We start from the raw sequence: 16,486 nt of genomic DNA, 5'->3' as shown, positions 1-16,486 counted from the left end.
TAATCTACCACGAGTAATATCATGAAAATCATGTACGAAACCGAAGCCCGTGCCGTTGGCGGCCGCCAGGGCCACGCCGAGACGCCGGATGGCCTCCTCAGCGTCGATCTCGCAACGCCGAAAGAGATGGGCGGACAAGGCGGGGCGACGAATCCGGAGCAGCTCTTTGCCGCCGGCTATGCCGCCTGTTTCGAAAGCGCCATGCGCTTCCTCGCCGGCAAAAAGAAGCTTCCCTTGAAAGGCGCATCGGTCACCGTCAAAGTGCGCCTGGGTGCGGCGTCGGAGACCGCTTTCGGGCTCGACGTCGATCTCATCGCCGAGACGGAAGGCCTGGACCGGAAAACGGCCGAGGATCTCGTCGCGGCGGCGCATGAGGGATGCCCTTATTCGCGGGCCATCAAAGGCAATGTGAACGTAGCGATCACCGTCGAGGCGAAGTGAGCGGCAAGCACAAAACCTCTGAGAACGGATTGTCGCCCGACGCGCTTCGGGCGACGACCCTCGATGCGCAGATATGCTTTGCGCTCTATTCGGCATCGAGCCGGATGACGAAGCTCTACCGGCCGCTCCTGGAGCCTCTCGGCCTCACCTACCCGCAATACATCGCCATGCTCGCATTGTGGGAAAAGGCGCCTCGTTCCGTCGGCAGCCTCAAAGAGGCGCTCGGTCTCGATTTCGGCACCCTGAGCCCGCTCCTGAAGCGGCTGGAGGCGCAGGGCCTCGTCGACCGCCGCCGCGATCCGGAAGACGAACGCCGTGTCATCGTCGACCTTACCGAAGCCGGGCGGGCTCTGCGCGTGCCGGCCTCCAAAGTGCCGGAAGAAATCGTCTGCCGCGTCGGCCTTCCGCGCGAGACCATGGTGTCGCTGCGCGCCGCTCTGAGGCAGCTCAACGCAGCGCTCGACGAAAACGACGCGCCAAAAGCCTGACCGGACTCACCTCCGCCAGGGGCAAAGTCGCGAGCCCATCGCGCAACCCTGACCGCCTCATTCAGCATATCAACTTTCGGACAAGGCGTCTTGTCGCCGCATTGGTGACGCATTAGATAGCGGTAACACAATTAGCTTGCTATCTATTATGCCGCCTTCCCAGAACTCTCCCACGCATGACGCGTTCATCGAGGCCGTCACCAACGTCACGCGCAAGCTGCGCACCCGCTTCGACGCCATGGCCAAGAGCCGAGGCCTCACCTTTTCCCGCGCCCGGCTCTTCGTGCTTCTCGCCCGTCACGAAGGGGCAAGCCAGGCGGAGCTTGCCGACCTCCTCGAAGTCGAACAGCCGAGCATGGTCCGCCTCGTCGACGGTCTGGAGAAATGCGGTCTCATCGAACGACAGGCGGCCGAAGAGGATCGTCGTTCCAAGCACATCTATCTGACCGAGGCCGGCCGCGAAAAAGCCGGTGAGATCCTCCCCTTCGCGCGCGAATTGAAGGCCACGGTCCTGGAAGGCATCGACGCGGAAGAGCTGCGGCAGGCGACGCTCACGCTGCAGAAGGTCGCCGCCAACATCGCGGCGCAATCGTGAGCCCCCATGCCTGAAAGACGTGCGAGCGACCAAGGCCCGGACCCCCTCGTACGAGGCGCGGCCCGCACGCCGGCACCGCGGGCCGAACAGCTCGACCGCCGGCGGCCTTTCGGCAAAAGCAGCGGGATGGATGCCGCGTGCAGCGAGCCGCAGGCCGCACCGCCTCCGCCGGCGGAGCCCGAGCGCCCGCCCGTGGTCCAGCCCATGCCCTATGTGCCGAAACATCCGGCACGGGCGGCCGCCTATATCGCGACCTCCGCACTTCTCGGCATCACCCAGGGCCTCGGCACGCAAATGGTCGGGGCCAATCTTTTCCAGATCCAGGGCTCGATCGGCGCGACGCAATCGGAGACGATGTGGCTGATGGCCGCCTATATGGCGCCCTACGCCTCCCTGTCGCTTGCTCTCGTGAAACTGCGCCGCCAGTTCGGCCTGCGCCGCTTCGCCGAACTCTCGATCCTCGTCTTCGTCGTCGTGGCGCTTCTCAATTCCTTTGCCCGCGATCTTCAGAGCGCCGTCATCCTGCGCTTCATCGCCGGCATCTCGGCCGCACCCCTCTCCGCCCTGAGCTTCCTCTACATGATGGAGGTGCTGCCGCGCGAAAAGAAGCTGACGATCGGCGTCTCCTTCGCGATGACCAACCTCACTCTGGCGATGCCGATCGCCCGGCTGATTTCGCCGACGCTCTTCGACATCGATCAATGGCACGGCCTGACAACGTTTGAGCTCGGCCTGTCGATGCTCTGTTTTTGCGGCGTCTACATGCTGCCGCTCACCTCGCCGCCCCAGGCAAAGGTCGTCGATCCTCTCGATTTCATCAGCTATCCGCTGATTGCCGTCGGCTTCGGCTGTATGGCGGTCTTCCTGACGCTTGGCCGCGTCTATTGGTGGTTCGAGCGCGACTGGCTCGGCTGGCTCCTGGTCATTTCGCTCGCCTCCCTCACCCTGGCGACCGTCATCGAGCTCAATCGCAAATACCCGCTCGTCGATATCCGCTGGATCTGCAGCCCGCCGATCCTGCATTTCGCCGCCGCGCTCATCATCTTCCGCACCATCCTCGCCGAGCAATCGGCCGGCATTCGCGGCCTCTTCAATCAGCTCGACATCACCAACGATCAGGCGATGCCGCTTTATTGGATGGTCTTCGCCTGCGTGCTCGCCGGCGGCTGGGTCTCCGCCATGGTTCTGAAACCGGGGCGCGAGCCGGCCATTCATGCCGTTGCCCTGACCGCCCTGTGTGTAGGCGCCTATCTCGACGGCCAATCGAGCAATCTCACCCGGCCCGAGCAATTGATGGTGAGCCAGGGGCTCATCGCCTTCGGCGGCGCTCTGTTCCTGCCGGCCGCGATGGCCCGGGGCATTATCGCCGCGTTCACCAAGGGCCCGAACTACATCTTGAGCTTCGTCGTCGTCTTCCTGTCGACGCAGAGCCTCGGAAGCCTCTTCGGATCGGCGCTCTTCGGAACCTTCGTGCAGATCCGCGAGAAGTTTCACTCCGAAGCGCTGATCGAAGGTCTGAAATCGACCGATCCGCTCGTTGCCGATCGCATCTCGCAGCTCGCCGGAAGCTATGCCGGTGTCCTCGGCGATCAGACTCTTCTCAAGGCCGAAGGTGCCGCCCTTCTCTCCAGAGCGACGTCCCGAGAGGCCTACATCCTCGCCTACAACGATGCCTTTTTGGCCGTGTCCGCGCTCGCCGCGACGGCTCTTCTGGCGCTCACGATCCACGTCGCCGTGGCCTGGCTGATGAAACAGCGGCAGCCCGCCCCGGCACTTCAAACCCAGACTTCATAATCCCGATGTTCAATTTCCTGCGCTCCTTTTCGACAATCCTCGCCGTCACCATCGGCCTCCTCGGCATCTGCGTCGTGCTCTACGCCTGGCGGCTGCCGCCTTTCACCAGCGCCGTGGAGGTGACCGAGAACGCCTATGTGCGGGGGCCGGTGACGATGATCGCCCCGCAAGTGGCGGGTTATGTCACCGAGGTCCCGGTGCAGGATTTCGAGACCGTCGAAAAAGGCGATCTCCTCGTCCAGCTCGACGATCGCATCTACCGGCAGAAACTCGAGCAGGCGCGCGCGGAACTCGATGCGCAGAAGGCGGCACTCGCCAATTCCGAGCAGAGCCGGCATTCGGCGGAAGCGAAGCTCCGCTCTACGCAGGCGCAGCTCGCCGGCAAGAAGGCGGCTCTCGAACAGGCGAAGGCGGATTGGCAGCGGGTCGGGCCCCTCGTTGATCGCGGCGTCGTCAACAAGGCGACGGGCGATGAAACCCGCTCGAAGCGCGATCAGGCGCAGGCCGCCTACGATCAGGTCACGGCCGAGATCGAAGTGGCGCGACAGGAGCTGCAATCGACCATCGTCAACCGCGCGTCTCTGAAGGCCGCGGTGGAAGGCGCGGAAGCCGCCGTACATCTTGCCGAGATCGACCTCGACAACACCCACATCACCGCCCCGGCAAGTGGTCGTCTCGGCCAGGTCGGCACGCGCATCGGCCAATATGTCTCTGCCGGCACGCAGCTCGTGGCGCTCGTGCCGGAGAGCATCTGGGTCGTGGCGAATTTCAAAGAGACCCAGGTCGCCAAGATGCGCATCGGCCAGCCTGTCACCTTCACTGTCGACGCACTCGAAGGCGCAAGTCTCGCAGGCCATATCGAGCGCTTTTCGCCGGCCACGGGATCGGAATTCAGCGTCATCAAATCCGACAACGCCTCCGGAAACTTCACCAAGGTGGCGCAGCGCCTGCCCGTGCGCATCGCGATCGACCCGGACCAGCCCCTGTCTGAACGCCTTGCGCCCGGAATGTCGGTGGTGGCGACGGTCGACACCGCGGCCGAGAGCACACCCGAAATCGCCGACGAAGGAGATCGACCAACCTCGGGAAACACCTCCGGCAAAAAGCCCGTCCGGCTCGGCCGCACGGAATCCAGAGCCGGAGGGGCGCACCTGGAAACCAATTGAGCTCGGCACGCTGAAGGCCAGCCGCAGCCCTCGGCGTGCCTGGTCTCGACCTGGAGCGGACCTCCCTTCGCGTCGAGGCCTGGATCGGCCGGCTCGCCATGGGCCGGCCGATCTCATTTTTTTGTCCTATGCGCCCCGCCCAAAATGCGACCGCAACCGCAAACGGGTTTCGTCAGGCCGCGCGCCGAGAGGCGGTCTCGCTTTCCCCGTAAAGCCGGAATTCGCGCGGGCGGAAAATCACCTCGCTTCCCGTCTCCACGCCATGGCTCGTCTCCGCGAGCGAAGGCACGTCGATCTCGACAGGATGGTTGCCGCCGACCGCAATCTCGAGCCGCCTGCGATCGGTGAGGCGGCGGCTTCCCGTCACCACGCCCGCAATGCCGCGCTCGCCCGGCCGGAGCATCTCCACATGGCCAGGCCGGAAGAAGAGCCGTGCGGCGCCCGCCCCTGCGCCGACAAGCCCGCTCGGGCGACCTGCAACGAGGATGGCCCCGCCCGACAGAGTCACCGGGAGGCTTGAGGATTCGCCGATGAAGCCGTGCACGAAGGGCGAAGCCGGCGCGTCGTAGATTTCGTCGGCCGTGCCGACCTGCTCGACATGACCGGCATTCATCACCACGACGCGGTCGGCAAGCTCCAGCGCCTCTTCCTGATCATGCGTGACGAAGACCGTGGTATGGCCGGTCTGCTCATGCAGATCGCGCAGCCAGCGGCGCAGCTCCTTGCGCACCTTGGCATCGAGCGCACCGAAAGGTTCATCCAGCAGGAGAACGGCCGGCTCGATCGCGAGCGCCCGCGCCAGCGCCACTCTCTGCCGCTGCCCGCCGGAAAGCTGCATCGGAAAGCGCTTTTCGAGCCCCGAAAGCTGCACGAGATCGAGAAGCTCCAAAGCGCGACGCCGGATTTCCGTTCGGCTCGGCCGGCTTCCACGCGGGCGCACCCGGAGGCCGAAGCCGACATTGTCGGCGACATTCATCTGTTTGAAGAGCGCGTAATGCTGAAAGACGAAGCCGACATTGCGCTCCTGCACGCTCTTGGCCGAGGCATCCTCTTCGCCGAAGAGGATGCGGCCGCGATCGAGAAATTCGAGCCCGGCGATGAGGCGCAGAAGCGTCGTCTTGCCGGAGCCCGAGGGCCCGAGCAACGCGATGAGTTCGCCCGAGCGAATGGCGAGCGAAATATCGTGCACCGCCGGATAATCGTCGAACGCCTTGGAGATGTTTTGGAGAACGATGTCCATCTGGTCCTCAATGCGCGCGTTCAGCGGCGATCGCACCGGCGAAACGCCATTCCAGGAAGGTCTTCAGGGCAAGGGTGAAAAGCGCCAGGAGGGCGAGCAGCGAGGCGACGGCGAATGCGGCCGCAAAACTGTACTCGTTGTAGAGGATCTCCACATGCAGCGGCATCGTATTGGTGAGGCCGCGAATATGTCCGGAGACGACGGAGACGGCGCCGAACTCACCCATGGCGCGGGCGTTGCAAAGGAGCACGCCGTAGAGAAGCGCCCATTTCACATTCGGCAGCGTGACGAGCAGAAAGGTCGTAAAGCCTGAAGCGCCGAGCGAAAGCGCAGCTTCTTCGTCGCCGCTCCCCTGCTCCTGCATGAGCGGAATGAGCTCCCGCGCCACGAAGGGAAAGGTGACGAAGATCGTCGCGAGAACGATCCCCGGCACCGCAAAGATGATTTCCACGCCATGCGCGTCGAGAAAGGGGCCCAAGACCCCCTGCGCCCCGAAGAGAAGCACGTAGACAAGGCCGGAGATCACCGGCGAGACGGAAAACGGCAGATCGATCAGCGTGACGAGCAGGCTCTTGCCCTTGAAGTCGAACTTGGCGACGGCCCAGGCGGCCGCGACCCCGAAGACCATGTTGGCGGGCACCGCGATCGCCGCCACGATCAGCGTCAGCCGGATGGCCGCGAGCGCATCCGGCTCGACGATCGCCGCAAGATAGGTGGAGATTCCCGCGCGCAGCGCTTCCACGAAGACGGCGACAAGCGGCATCACGAGAAAGAAGCCGAGAAAGACGAAGACGAGGCCGATCAGAGCCGCGCGCACGGCGGGCGCCTCCGTCGTGGCCGATCGGCCCCGCCGCACCGGCCCCGAGACCCTCAACGACGCGCCCGACAATTCAGCTGCCATAGCCGAACCTCCTGCGGCTCCACGCCTGAAGCAGATTGATGACGAAGAGCATGACAAAAGCAATCGCAAGCATCACCGCGGCGACCGCCGTCGCGCCGGCGTAATCGAATTCCTCCAGTCGGATGACGATCAGAAGCGGCGCGATCTCAGATACATAGGGAATATTTCCGGCGATGAAGATGACCGAGCCGTATTCGCCGACAGCCCGGGCGAGCGCGAGTGCGAACCCGGTCAGGAGCGCCGGCAGCAGGGCCGGCACGATCACCTTGAAGATCGTCTGCCGCCGCGTGGCTCCGAGCGTTGCGGCAACCTCTTCGAGCTCGCGGTCGATCTCTCCGAGGACCGGTTCGACGGTGCGCACGACGAAGGGCAGGCTGACGAAGGTGAGCGCCACCACGATACCGGCCGGCGCATAGGCGATTTTGAGCCCGAGCGGCTCGAGAAACTGCCCGACCCAGCCATTGGGTGCGTAGAGCGAGGTGAGCGCAATACCGGCCACCGCCGTCGGCAGGGCGAAAGGCAGGTCGATGACGGCATCGAGAAACCGGCGTCCGAAAAAGCGGTAGCGCACCAGGACCCAGGCAATCAGGGCGCCGAAGACCGCGTTGATCGAGGCGGCGACGAGCGCCGCGCCAAAACTCAAGCGCAAGGCCGCGAGCGTGCGTGGATCGGTGGCGAGGCGCCAGAATTCGGCCGCGCCCAGACCCGCGCTTTTGATGACGAGAGCCGCGAGCGGCACCAAAACGACGAGCCCCAGATAGGCGATCGTGAAGCCGAGTGAGAGACCGAAACCCGGCAGAACGCTCCGCTTCCGCCAGGTTCGAGCGCGCCCGCGCATCCGCAGCCGTCCCTATCGCGCAGGCTGATAGATCTGGTCGAAGACGCCGCCATTGCCGAAATGAGCCGGCTGCGCCTTCTCCCATCCGCCGAAGAGCGGGTCATCGATGGTGACGAGCTTGAGATCGGGAAACCGCGCCATGTCCGCGGTATCGGCGAAGGCCGGCTCCGCCGGGCGATAGAAGTTCTTCGCCACCAATCTCTGCCCCTCGGGCGAATAGAGATAGGCGAGATAGGCTTCCGCCGCCTGGCGTGTCCCGTCCTTGTCGACATTGCCGTCGACCAGCGCGACCGGCGGTTCGGCCTTGATGGAAATCGACGGCGCCACGATCTCGAATTTGTCGGGACCGAGCTCCTTGAGCGCCAGAAACGCCTCGTTCTCCCAGGTGATCAGGACGTCGCCGATGCCCCGCTGCACGAAGGTGGTGGTGGCGCCGCGCGCGCCCGTGTCGAGCACCGGCACATGCCGGAAAAGCTCACCCATGAAGTCGCGGGTCGCCTTCTCGTCGCCATGAAAAGCCTCATTGGCGTAGGCCCAGGCCGCGAGATAGCTCCAGCGCGCGCCGCCAGAGGTTTTCGGATTGGGCGTGATGACCTCCACGCCCTCCTTCACCAGGTCCGGCCAGTCTTGGATCCCCTTCGGATTGCCCTTGCGGACGAGGAAAACGATGGTCGAGGTGTAGGGCGCGCTGTGATTGGGAAGCCGATCGCGCCAGTTCGCGGGGATCTTTCCGGTCGTCTTGGCGATCGCGTCGATATCGGCTTCGAGCGCCAGCGTGACGACATCGGCTTTGAGCCCGTCGATCACCGCCCGCGCCTGCTTGCCGGAGCCGCCATGCGACATCCGCACCGAGACGGTTTCACCGGTTTCGGCTTTGAAATGCGCGGCAAAGGCGGCGTTGAACGCCTCGTAGAGCTCGCGCGTCGGATCATAGGAAACGTTGAGAAGCGTGGTGTCGGCGACGGCCGGTGCCGCCATCGCCCAGAGAGCGGCAAAGCCCGCCGCAAGAGATCGTCGCATCCTTCGCATGCCAACCTCCATCACCTACCGATCTGGTAGAGATCAATAGCCTACCTGTTTGGTAGGCTATGTCAACGGAGGCGAAACGACCGCGACAACGACGCTGCGACAGGGGGCGCCACGACAGAACGCACGATGACAGAGAGGACCGCGAAACGGCTCAGGCGGCGTCGACCGAGAGCCCGGCAATCCGATCCACACCATCCGGATCGGCAATCGCGTCGGCGAGCGTGGTCTGGTCGAGAACGGCGCGCGCGGAATTGGCCACATGCGCGAAGACGCGGCGCACACGGCACGCGCCTTCGTCTTTGCAATCGGCACAGCGGCGGTAGGCGACCCGGCTGAGACAGGGAAGCGGGGCGATCGGCCCATCGAAAAGCCGCAGAACATGCCCAAACGTGATCGTATCGGCCGGCCGCTGCAGGAAATAGCCGCCGTTCACCCCGCGTCGGCTCTGGATCAGGCCGTCGCGCTTCAATTCCATCAGAATCTGCTCCAGGAACTTGCGCGGGATGCGCTCCCCCTTGGCAAGCTCGCCGGCGGAAATGGAATCGCTCTCCATCTCTGCGAGCGCAAGCAGCGCCCGCAGGGCGTATTTGGCCTTCTGGGAAATCATCCGCGCGGGCACCTCTGGGCTGGGCTATTTCCTATTAATTCGATAGTATATTGAAGCCGTTGCGGCAAGCTTGCAGGCGGCATCGGCACGGTCGTTCCAGTCAGCTCTGCGGCGGCTCGGCGCGCCCTTGGTCGGGGTGCATTTCCTCGACGAGGGCAAGCCAGGCCCGCGCCGCATGGGACAGATAGGCGCCGCGCCGCCAGATCATGGCGATATGCCAGGCAGTCTCCGGCTCGTCGAGAAGCACCGAGGCAGCATGGCCCGCCTCCGAGCGTGGCGCAATGATCTGCGGCAGGAAGGCGATGCCGAGGCCCGCCGCCGCAAGGCCGACGATGAACTCGATCTGGCTGCTGCGCGCGGCGACCACGGGCGAAAACCCATGTCGGCGGCAGGCATCCCCGATGATCCGGTTCAAGCCGAAACCAGCCTCGAAAAGGATGAACGGCTCCTCGCGCACATCCTCGATCTTTATCGTCTGGCGCCCGGCAAGCGCATGGGCCCGTGGCATGACCGCCATCAGCGGCTCGCGCCGCACGCCCTGCCATTCGAAATCCTCCCCGAAAGGAAGAAGCGAGGCGGCCATTTCGATTTCGCCCGTCCGCAGCATCTCCTCCAGCCGGTCGCTGCCATGCTCGACGAGGCGCACATCGATGCCCGGAAAGCGCTGGCGATAGATCGCGAAGAGCGGCGCAAACAACGCGCTGCTCGCCACCGGCGGCAGGCCGAGAGACAAAGACCCCTGCTTCAGGCCGCGGATCTCGTCGAGCTCGCGCGCGAGATCTTCGCGTTCCGCCAGAAGCTTCACGGCTCTTCGATAGACCACCTCGCCCGGCGCGGTCAGGTGGCTGCGATGGCCGATGCGGTCGAGAAGCGGCAGGCCGATCTCGTCTTCGAGCTGCCGCACGGCCTTTGAGATCGTCGATTGCGTGGCGAAAAGCGCCTTCGCGGCGGGCGTGAAACCGCCTTGGCGGACCACTTCGACGAAAGCCCGCAGATTGCGAAATTCCATATTATTCCGATACGGAATGAAGCCTATTCAGTCAATTCATTTTGTCGATTGATCAGGTGCAACTATATGCCGCTCCTTCCAGGAGAGATCGATGACCCCCCGCAGCCTCGCGCTTCGCTTCCGTCGCAGCCTTCACAACAGCCGCCTCGCCCAGATCGCGGCGATCTTCGTGTTCTGGGGCATCGGGGAGACGATCGTGCGCCTTTCGGGGCTTCCGGTGCCCGGCGGCATCATCGGCATGGCGCTCGTCCTCGCCCTTTTGATCTCCGGCCGCCTCAGCCTTTTCAGCATGCGCCGCGGCGCCCAGTGGTTTCTGGCGGAGATGATCCTGTTCTTCGTGCCGGCCGTCCTCGCCGTCGTCGATCACCGCGAGTTCGTCGGCCTACTCGGCCTCAAGATCCTGTTCGTCATCCTGGCCGGAACCGCCTCCGTCATGGCGGTCACGGCGCTGACGGCGGACCTCTATTATCGCCGTCGCCTGGCCGCGGAGGACCGCAATGCTCTCTTCGAGTGAAATCCTCCTCCACGGCCTCTTCTGGTCGGCTCTGACGATCGGCACCTATTTTCTGGCAAAGCGCATCTATCTGCGCTGGCGGCAGCCTTTTTTGATGCCACTCGCGATCACCCCGGCGCTTCTCATCCTGATCGTCGTCACCGCCGACGAGACCTACCGCGATTATATCCGCTCCACCGGCTGGCTCGTCAGCCTGCTCGGCCCGGCCATGGTCGCCTTCGCCGTGCCGATCTACGAGCAGCGCGCCCTGATCGCCCGCCACTGGCCGGTCCTCGTCGTCGGCATGCTGGCGGGCACGACCACGGCCATTCTCTCCGGCTGGACCTTTGCGAGCCTCGTCGGTCTCGACGACGCCCTGCGCCTCAGCCTTCTGCCGCGCTCCGTTTCGACCCCCTTCGCCATGGTCGTCTCCTCCGACATCGGCGGCGCCCCCGACCTCACCGCCGTCTTCGTCGTTTTGACCGGCGTCTTCGGCGCCATCCTCGGCGAGTTGATGCTGACGATCCTGCCGGTCAAATCGGCACTTGCCCGCGGCGCCCTCTTCGGTGTCGCGGCCCATGCGAGCGGCACCGCCAAGGCCCACGAAATCGGTCACGAGGAAGGCTCCGTCGCCGGCCTCGTCATGGTGCTCGTCGGCCTTTTGAACGTCCTCGTCGCACCGCTGATCGCCCACGGCCTGCCCTATCTCTGAGCCCCTTCCACGGGCAGCCGCCTCAGGCCGGCTCCTCAAATCGGCTCTTCAGGCCGCCTTCCGTCTCTCACCCGCAATCTCCCGCACCTGCCGAAGATCGTCGATGAAGGCACGGTAGGCACTCGCCTTGGCCTCCGCATCCGGCAGTCGCAGAAGATAGGACGGATGCACGGTGAGGAAGCCGGCAAAAGGCGGAAACTCCTGCCGGCCGCGCATCTTCGTCACGGAAACCTGTCGTCCCGAAAGCGCCAGCGCCGCCGTCCCTCCGAGCGCCACGACGAGGCGCGGCGACAGAAATTCGAGCTCCGCCATCAGCCACCAGCGATAATGCTTCACCTCCGACACGGTGGGCTTCTGGTGGATGCGCCGCTTGCCGCGCATCTCGAACTTGAAGTGCTTCACGGCATTGGTGAGATAAACCGAGCCGCGCTCGATCCCCGCTTCCGCCAGGGCCCGATCGAGAAGCTGGCCGGCCGGCCCGACAAATGGCCTTCCCTAACGATCCTCCTGATCGCCCGGCTGCTCGCCGACAAAGACGATGTCGGCATCTAGAGGGCCCTCGCCGAGCACCGCACGCGTCGCTCCCGGCACCGCCCCCGACACCAATGGCTCCGAGGCAGCGATCAGCGCGTTGAGGTCTTGCAGCCTCTTCGGACGATCCTCACGCATTTTCTGGAGCGCCTTCTCCGGCGCACGCCTGGGCGATGCCGCGGCCTCGCGCGCGATCATCTCGCGCACCCGCGTCGGCGCGGAGCTGACGAGTTCCGGGATCGCCGCCACCTCCGGCATATCGGCCCAGTAGCGCCGTGGCATATGCTGCGCCATCAATTTGGGATTGGCCCGCGCCGGGTTGAACGTCGCCGCATAATACGTGCGCCATCCCTCTTCGAAACCGTCGCCGGCAGCGGCCGGGTCGCGGCGCGCCGGCGGCCCTTCGACGAGCTTTTTGCCGTCCCAGTGGAGCGAACCGTCGGGCGTCAGGATCGACCAGGCCATATTGGCGAAGCGCTCGGCGAAAAAAGGCGCGGCCGCAGCCAAGGTGAAATGCGCCGGCTCGAAATAGGCGACGAAGCGTTCGTTTTCCTCGATGCCAGAGCACTCAGTCTCACCCGCCGCGACACCCCCCTCCGTCACCACACGGCGAAAGCGCAGAAAGCCATGCATATGATGGATGTCGCGCCGCACCTCCTGCTGCATGCGCGCAAGACGGTAGACGAGCGGATCGCTCGCCACCTCGAGAAGCCCGCGCTCGCTGCGCAAAATTCTCCACACGAGCCGATAGAGAAGCCCATAGCGCTCGTGGTCGCGGTGACAGACGACATCGGCGATGAGCCGTGTCACGGCGCGCGGCAACACGACCGGCGGCGCCTCTCCCGCAAGCGGCGCGCCGAAGAGATCCTGCGCACCCTCCGCCGCGAAGACGACATCGTCCGGCGCGACCCGGTCGCGCACGAGGATGCGCAGCGCCCGGCGAAAACCGTCGAGATCCGCCCCCGCCTTCATATCGATGCGCACGCGGGTCATCAGAACAGGCTCATTTGCTGGGCCGGCTCGGCGAGCCTTTGCCGCAGATCGAGCCGGTCGATGAGGGAGACGGGCCGGTGGTCCGGCGTGACGAGAAACGGCAGCGCCCGTTTCAGGCCCGCCGTCAGCCGCGCGAGATCTGGAAGTCGCAGCTTCTGGTGCCGGCGCGAGGTGAGAATGCGCTCCACGGCCCTCTGCCCGAGCCCCGGCACCCGCAAAAGCATCTCCCGCTCCGCCCGATTGACGTCGACGGGAAAGCGCTCGCGATTTTTCAGCGCCCAGGCAAGCTTCGGATCGACATCGAGCGCCAGCATGCCGTCCTCACCGCTGTCGGCGACCTCGTCGGCCGAAAACCCGTAAAACCGCATCAGCCAGTCCGCCTGATAAAGCCGGTTTTCCCGGCGAAGCGGCGGCGCCTTCGCCGGCAGAAGCAGGCTCGCCTCGGGGATCGGGCTGAAGGCGGAATAATAGACCCGCTTCAACGCGTAATCGTCATAGAGCCTGGCGCTCGCGCGAATGATCGCGGCATCCTTCACATCGTCTGCCCCGACGATCACCTGCGTGCTCTGCCCGGCCGGCGAGAAACGCCGTCGCTCGTCGCGCGCCTCCAGGATGCGCTCATGCATCTGTCCCATCGCGTGCGTGATCGTCCGGTCGTTCTTTTCCGGCGCGAGCGCTTTCAGGCTCGCCCCGCTCGCAAGCTCCAGATTGATCGACAACCGGTCAGCGTACCGCCCCGCCTCCTCGATCAGCCACGGGCTCGCCTCAGGGATCGCCTTGAGATGGATATAGCCCTGAAAGCCGTGGACGCGCCGGAGCGTCTTCGCCACCCGCATCATCTCCTCCATCGTCCGGTCGGGCGAGCGCGCGATGCCGGAGGATAAAAACAGGCCTTCGATATAGTTGCGTTTGTAGAATTCGAGCGTAAGCCGCACCACCTCCTCGACCGAAAAACGCGCCCGCGGCACGTTCGAGGAGCGCCGGTTGATGCAATAGGCGCAGTCGAACAGGCAGTAATTCGTCAGAAGGATTTTCAGAAGCGAGACGCAGCGCCCGTCCGGCGTGAAGGCGTGGCAGATGCCGGACGGCGCCGTCGCGCCGAGCCCGTTCTTGCCGGCCTTGCGCTTCGGCGCGCCCGAGGAGGCGCAGGACACGTCATATTTGGCCGCGTCCGCCAGAATGCCGAGCTTGGTTGCGAGCTTCTCATCCATGCTTGGATGATGCCATGTTCTTCTTTTGTTCGCAACAGGCTTATGTGGCGCCCGGTCTGAATCAGCCCGTCTGAATCACAATCTCCGAAGTTCAGCCCATCCGCTTCAATCGACTCGGGAATTTTCCGCGCGCGCCTCCGTCTCCGCATCCAGCACCGCGCGGATCTCTTGAAGCAAAGGATGAGCGTCGGTCGCGCGCCTCCCATAAGCGAGATTGAATCGATAATCGAAGTCGGGTGGGTTAAGCCCCTGATTGTGTTGAAGGATCGTCTCGAGCTTATCGAGCCCCTTGGCGAGCCGCGCCTCCGGCGTCGCCCCCGCCTCGTACTCCTCCCAGAGATCGAGGATCGCCTGCCGCCGTGCCGGGTCGAGCGGCGCGGTCAGTTGCAGAAGATCGGCGCGCTCCTGCGCCGCCTTCTCCTCGCCCGGCATCTGCGCAACCGCCGGCACGTCGCCCGACAGGGCTTCGCCGAGATCGTGCACGATGAGGATCTTGAGAAGACGGCTGAAGTCGATTTCGCCGAGATCCTTTTCGAAAACGATCGCCATCAGGGCGAGCCGCCAGGTGTGCGCAGCGGTGCTCTCCGGCCGGCCCTCCGCCGTAAAGCCGGAGCGGAACGTGTCCTTGAGCCGCTCCGCCGCGCGCAGAAAATCGAGCGCGCCGGAAAGATCCTCCTGCCTCATCATTCCCTCACAGCATGCCCGGACGGAAGAGCGCGCTCTTGTCGATGATCTCGCCGGAGACCATGAAGATGCCGCCGCCCTTGTAATGCAGCGTCTCGGGATGCTCCGGCTCCGGCGCCACATGCGCCTTCACCACCTCGAAGACGAAGAAATTGTAGTGCCCGACGAGCGCATCCTCGAACAGCCGGCATTCGAAATTGGCGTGGCATTCGCCGATCATCGGCGCGCCCACCATCTCGGCCGCCTCGGCCGTCAGACCGAACTCCTCGAACTTGTCGATCCGTTCCCCGGAGGTGTTGCCGATCTTGACGACGGTATCGGTGAGCGCCGTCGTCGGCAGATTGATGACGCATTCGCCACTCGCACGGATGAGCTCGAAGGAATGGTTGCCGGCGGAGATCATGCAGCCGACGAGCGAGGGCGAGAATTCCATGATCGTGTGCCAGCCCATCGTCATGATGTCGTGCTCGCCTTGATGGGCGGACGAGACGAGCACGACCGGCCCGGGCTCCAGATAGCGCCGCACATCCGACACGTCGAAATCGATTTTCCTCACCGCCGTCATCCTCCGCCTCCCTGGAATGGCATGGCCCCGTCCCGCCGCCGAATGTCGTCTGAGACCCAGTGAGGCCTCGCCAAGGCACGCATGCGGCATAGATGGAGCAACAGATCCACTCACATCTCAATCAGGTTCATCCCATGATAGAAAGCACGCAGATCCTCCTCGCGTCACGCCCCGAGGGCCGGCCGACGCCAGAGAATTTCCGCACGGAGACCGCACCCGTGCCGGCGCCGAAGGAGGGCGAAGTCCTCCTCAAGGTCCGCTACCTCTCGCTCGATCCCTATATGCGCGGGCGGATGAGCGCGGCGAAATCCTACGCCGCCCCGGTCGAGGTCGGCGCCGTGATGGAAGGCGGCACCGTGGCGGAGGTCGTGGAAAGCCGCGACCCGAATTTCGCAGCCGGCGACATGGTCCTCTCGTATTCCGGCTGGCAGACGCATGCGGTCGCAAAGGCCGCTCATCTGCGCAAACTCGATCCCGAAAAAGTGCCCGTCACCACCGCCGTCGGCGTGCTCGGCATGCCGGGCTTCACCGCCTATGCGGGGCTTCTGACGCTCGGAAAGCCGAAAGAAGGCGAGACGGTCGTCGTTGCCGCGGCGACCGGGCCCGTCGGCTCCGCCGTCGGCCAGATCGCCAAGATCAAGGGCGCGCGTGCCGTCGGCATCGCCGGCGGACCGGAAAAATGCCGGGCGCTCACGGAAGACTTCGGCTTCGACGCGGCGATCGACCATCGCTCCGAAAGCTTCGCGGAGGATCTGAAAGCCGCCTGCCCGGACGGCATCGACGTCTATTTCGAAAACGTCGGCGGTGCCGTCTTCGAGGCGGTGCGCCCGCTTCTCAACTTTTATGCGCGCATGCCCGTCTGCGGCCTCGTCTCGCAATACAACGCCACCGGCCCGTTCGAGGGACCGGACAAGCTGCCGGGTTTGATGCGTGACGTTCTGACGAAGAGCCTCACCATCCGCGGCTTCATCCAGACGGAATTCAAGGATCAGATGCCGGACTTCCTCAAAGAGATGGGCAGCTGGGTCGCGGACGGACGCATCCGCTACAAGGAAGATATCGTCGAAGGACTGGACAAGGCGCCGGAGGCCTTCATCGGCCTTCTGGAAGGCAAGAATTTCGGCAAGCTGATCGTCAAAGTCGCCTGAGCCGACGAAAACACGCCATCACGAAAAAAGCCCCCGCCGCG

17 protein-coding genes and 1 pseudogene are annotated in these 16,486 nt (G+C 64.6%); 8 read left to right on the top strand and 10 right to left on the bottom strand.

Annotation, left to right across the window (positions count from 1 at the left end; genetic code table 11):
- Nucleotides 1-21: 21 nt before the first annotated feature.
- From ACK8CP_RS02220 to ACK8CP_RS02200, 5 genes are all read left to right on the top strand, one after another.
- Nucleotides 22-441, top strand: a complete 420-nt coding sequence (locus ACK8CP_RS02220) for an organic hydroperoxide resistance protein (RefSeq protein WP_414833207.1) — start codon at nt 22-24, stop codon at nt 439-441.
- Nucleotides 442-470: 29 nt separating this feature from the next.
- On the top strand, nt 471-929 hold the full coding sequence (locus tag ACK8CP_RS02215; RefSeq protein WP_414834174.1) for a MarR family winged helix-turn-helix transcriptional regulator: 459 nt from the start codon (nt 471-473) through the stop codon (nt 927-929).
- 148 nt (nt 930-1,077) lie between these two features.
- Nucleotides 1,078-1,524, top strand: a complete 447-nt coding sequence (locus tag ACK8CP_RS02210; RefSeq protein WP_234628550.1) for a MarR family winged helix-turn-helix transcriptional regulator — start codon at nt 1,078-1,080, stop codon at nt 1,522-1,524.
- A 204-nt stretch (nt 1,525-1,728) separates the two neighbouring features.
- Complete coding sequence (locus ACK8CP_RS02205) at nt 1,729-3,318, top strand: MFS transporter (protein ID WP_414834173.1); 1,590 nt, start codon at nt 1,729-1,731, stop codon at nt 3,316-3,318.
- A 5-nt stretch (nt 3,319-3,323) separates the two neighbouring features.
- Complete coding sequence (locus tag ACK8CP_RS02200) at nt 3,324-4,484, top strand: HlyD family secretion protein (protein WP_414833206.1); 1,161 nt, start codon at nt 3,324-3,326, stop codon at nt 4,482-4,484.
- 172 nt (nt 4,485-4,656) lie between these two features.
- Here the strand turns inward: ACK8CP_RS02200 and ACK8CP_RS02195 are convergent, their stop codons facing one another.
- The 6 genes from ACK8CP_RS02195 to ACK8CP_RS02170 all read right to left on the bottom strand — a co-directional run bounded on the left by ACK8CP_RS02195 (nt 4,657) and on the right by ACK8CP_RS02170 (nt 10,108).
- On the bottom strand, nt 4,657-5,724 hold the full coding sequence (locus tag ACK8CP_RS02195) for a sulfate/molybdate ABC transporter ATP-binding protein (RefSeq protein ID WP_414833205.1): 1,068 nt from the start codon (nt 5,722-5,724) through the stop codon (nt 4,657-4,659).
- Nucleotides 5,725-5,731: 7 nt separating this feature from the next.
- Nucleotides 5,732-6,625 (bottom strand): sulfate ABC transporter permease subunit CysW, encoded by an 894-nt coding sequence (gene cysW, locus ACK8CP_RS02190; protein WP_414833204.1) that lies wholly within the window; start codon nt 6,623-6,625, stop codon nt 5,732-5,734.
- Nucleotides 6,615-7,463, bottom strand: a complete 849-nt coding sequence (gene cysT / locus ACK8CP_RS02185; protein ID WP_414833203.1) for a sulfate ABC transporter permease subunit CysT — start codon at nt 7,461-7,463, stop codon at nt 6,615-6,617. The genes cysW and cysT overlap by 11 nt, the downstream gene beginning before the upstream one ends.
- Nucleotides 7,464-7,475: 12 nt before the next feature.
- Complete coding sequence (locus tag ACK8CP_RS02180) at nt 7,476-8,483, bottom strand: sulfate ABC transporter substrate-binding protein (RefSeq protein ID WP_414834172.1); 1,008 nt, start codon at nt 8,481-8,483, stop codon at nt 7,476-7,478.
- Between the two features lie 160 nt (nt 8,484-8,643).
- Nucleotides 8,644-9,099 (bottom strand): RrF2 family transcriptional regulator, encoded by a 456-nt coding sequence (locus ACK8CP_RS02175; RefSeq protein WP_414833202.1) that lies wholly within the window; start codon nt 9,097-9,099, stop codon nt 8,644-8,646.
- Between the two features lie 100 nt (nt 9,100-9,199).
- Nucleotides 9,200-10,108, bottom strand: a complete 909-nt coding sequence (locus ACK8CP_RS02170) for a LysR family transcriptional regulator (protein ID WP_414833201.1) — start codon at nt 10,106-10,108, stop codon at nt 9,200-9,202.
- Between the two features lie 91 nt (nt 10,109-10,199).
- Between ACK8CP_RS02170 and ACK8CP_RS02165 the strand changes: the two genes are divergently transcribed.
- Nucleotides 10,200-10,622 carry a CidA/LrgA family protein gene (locus ACK8CP_RS02165; protein ID WP_234628558.1) on the top strand — a complete coding sequence of 141 codons (423 nt, stop codon included), beginning with the start codon at nt 10,200-10,202 and terminating at the stop codon, nt 10,620-10,622.
- Complete coding sequence (locus ACK8CP_RS02160) at nt 10,606-11,313, top strand: LrgB family protein (protein ID WP_234628559.1); 708 nt, start codon at nt 10,606-10,608, stop codon at nt 11,311-11,313. The genes ACK8CP_RS02165 and ACK8CP_RS02160 overlap by 17 nt, the downstream gene beginning before the upstream one ends.
- 48 nt (nt 11,314-11,361) lie before the next feature.
- On the opposite strand, the pseudogene ACK8CP_RS02155 reads toward ACK8CP_RS02160, so the two are convergent.
- From ACK8CP_RS02155 to ACK8CP_RS02140, 4 genes and pseudogenes are all read right to left on the bottom strand, one after another.
- Nucleotides 11,362-12,837, bottom strand: a pseudogene (locus tag ACK8CP_RS02155) (UdgX family uracil-DNA binding protein).
- Nucleotides 12,837-14,048: a putative DNA modification/repair radical SAM protein gene (locus tag ACK8CP_RS02150; RefSeq protein ID WP_414833200.1), complete on the bottom strand. Its 1,212-nt coding sequence runs from the start codon at nt 14,046-14,048 to the stop codon at nt 12,837-12,839. The pseudogene ACK8CP_RS02155 and the gene ACK8CP_RS02150 overlap by 1 nt, the downstream one beginning before the upstream one ends.
- 105 nt (nt 14,049-14,153) lie before the next feature.
- A complete protein-coding gene (locus ACK8CP_RS02145) occupies nt 14,154-14,732 on the bottom strand; it encodes an HD domain-containing protein (RefSeq protein ID WP_414834171.1) in 579 nt (192 codons plus the stop codon).
- 7 nt (nt 14,733-14,739) lie between these two features.
- Nucleotides 14,740-15,297 (bottom strand): flavin reductase family protein, encoded by a 558-nt coding sequence (locus ACK8CP_RS02140; RefSeq protein ID WP_414833199.1) that lies wholly within the window; start codon nt 15,295-15,297, stop codon nt 14,740-14,742.
- Between the two features lie 134 nt (nt 15,298-15,431).
- On the opposite strand from ACK8CP_RS02140, the gene ACK8CP_RS02135 reads away from it, so the two are divergent.
- Entirely contained in the window at nt 15,432-16,445 is a 1,014-nt protein-coding gene (locus ACK8CP_RS02135) for an NADP-dependent oxidoreductase (RefSeq protein WP_414833198.1), read from the top strand.
- Nucleotides 16,446-16,486 lie beyond the last annotated feature (41 nt).

The organism is Afifella sp. YEN Y35 (genome assembly GCF_047553465.1).
Lineage (GTDB): Bacteria > Pseudomonadota > Alphaproteobacteria > Rhizobiales > Afifellaceae > Afifella > Afifella aestuarii.
The sequence above is the reverse complement of the archived record's forward strand: the minus strand, read 5'-3'. Positions and strand labels throughout refer to the sequence as shown.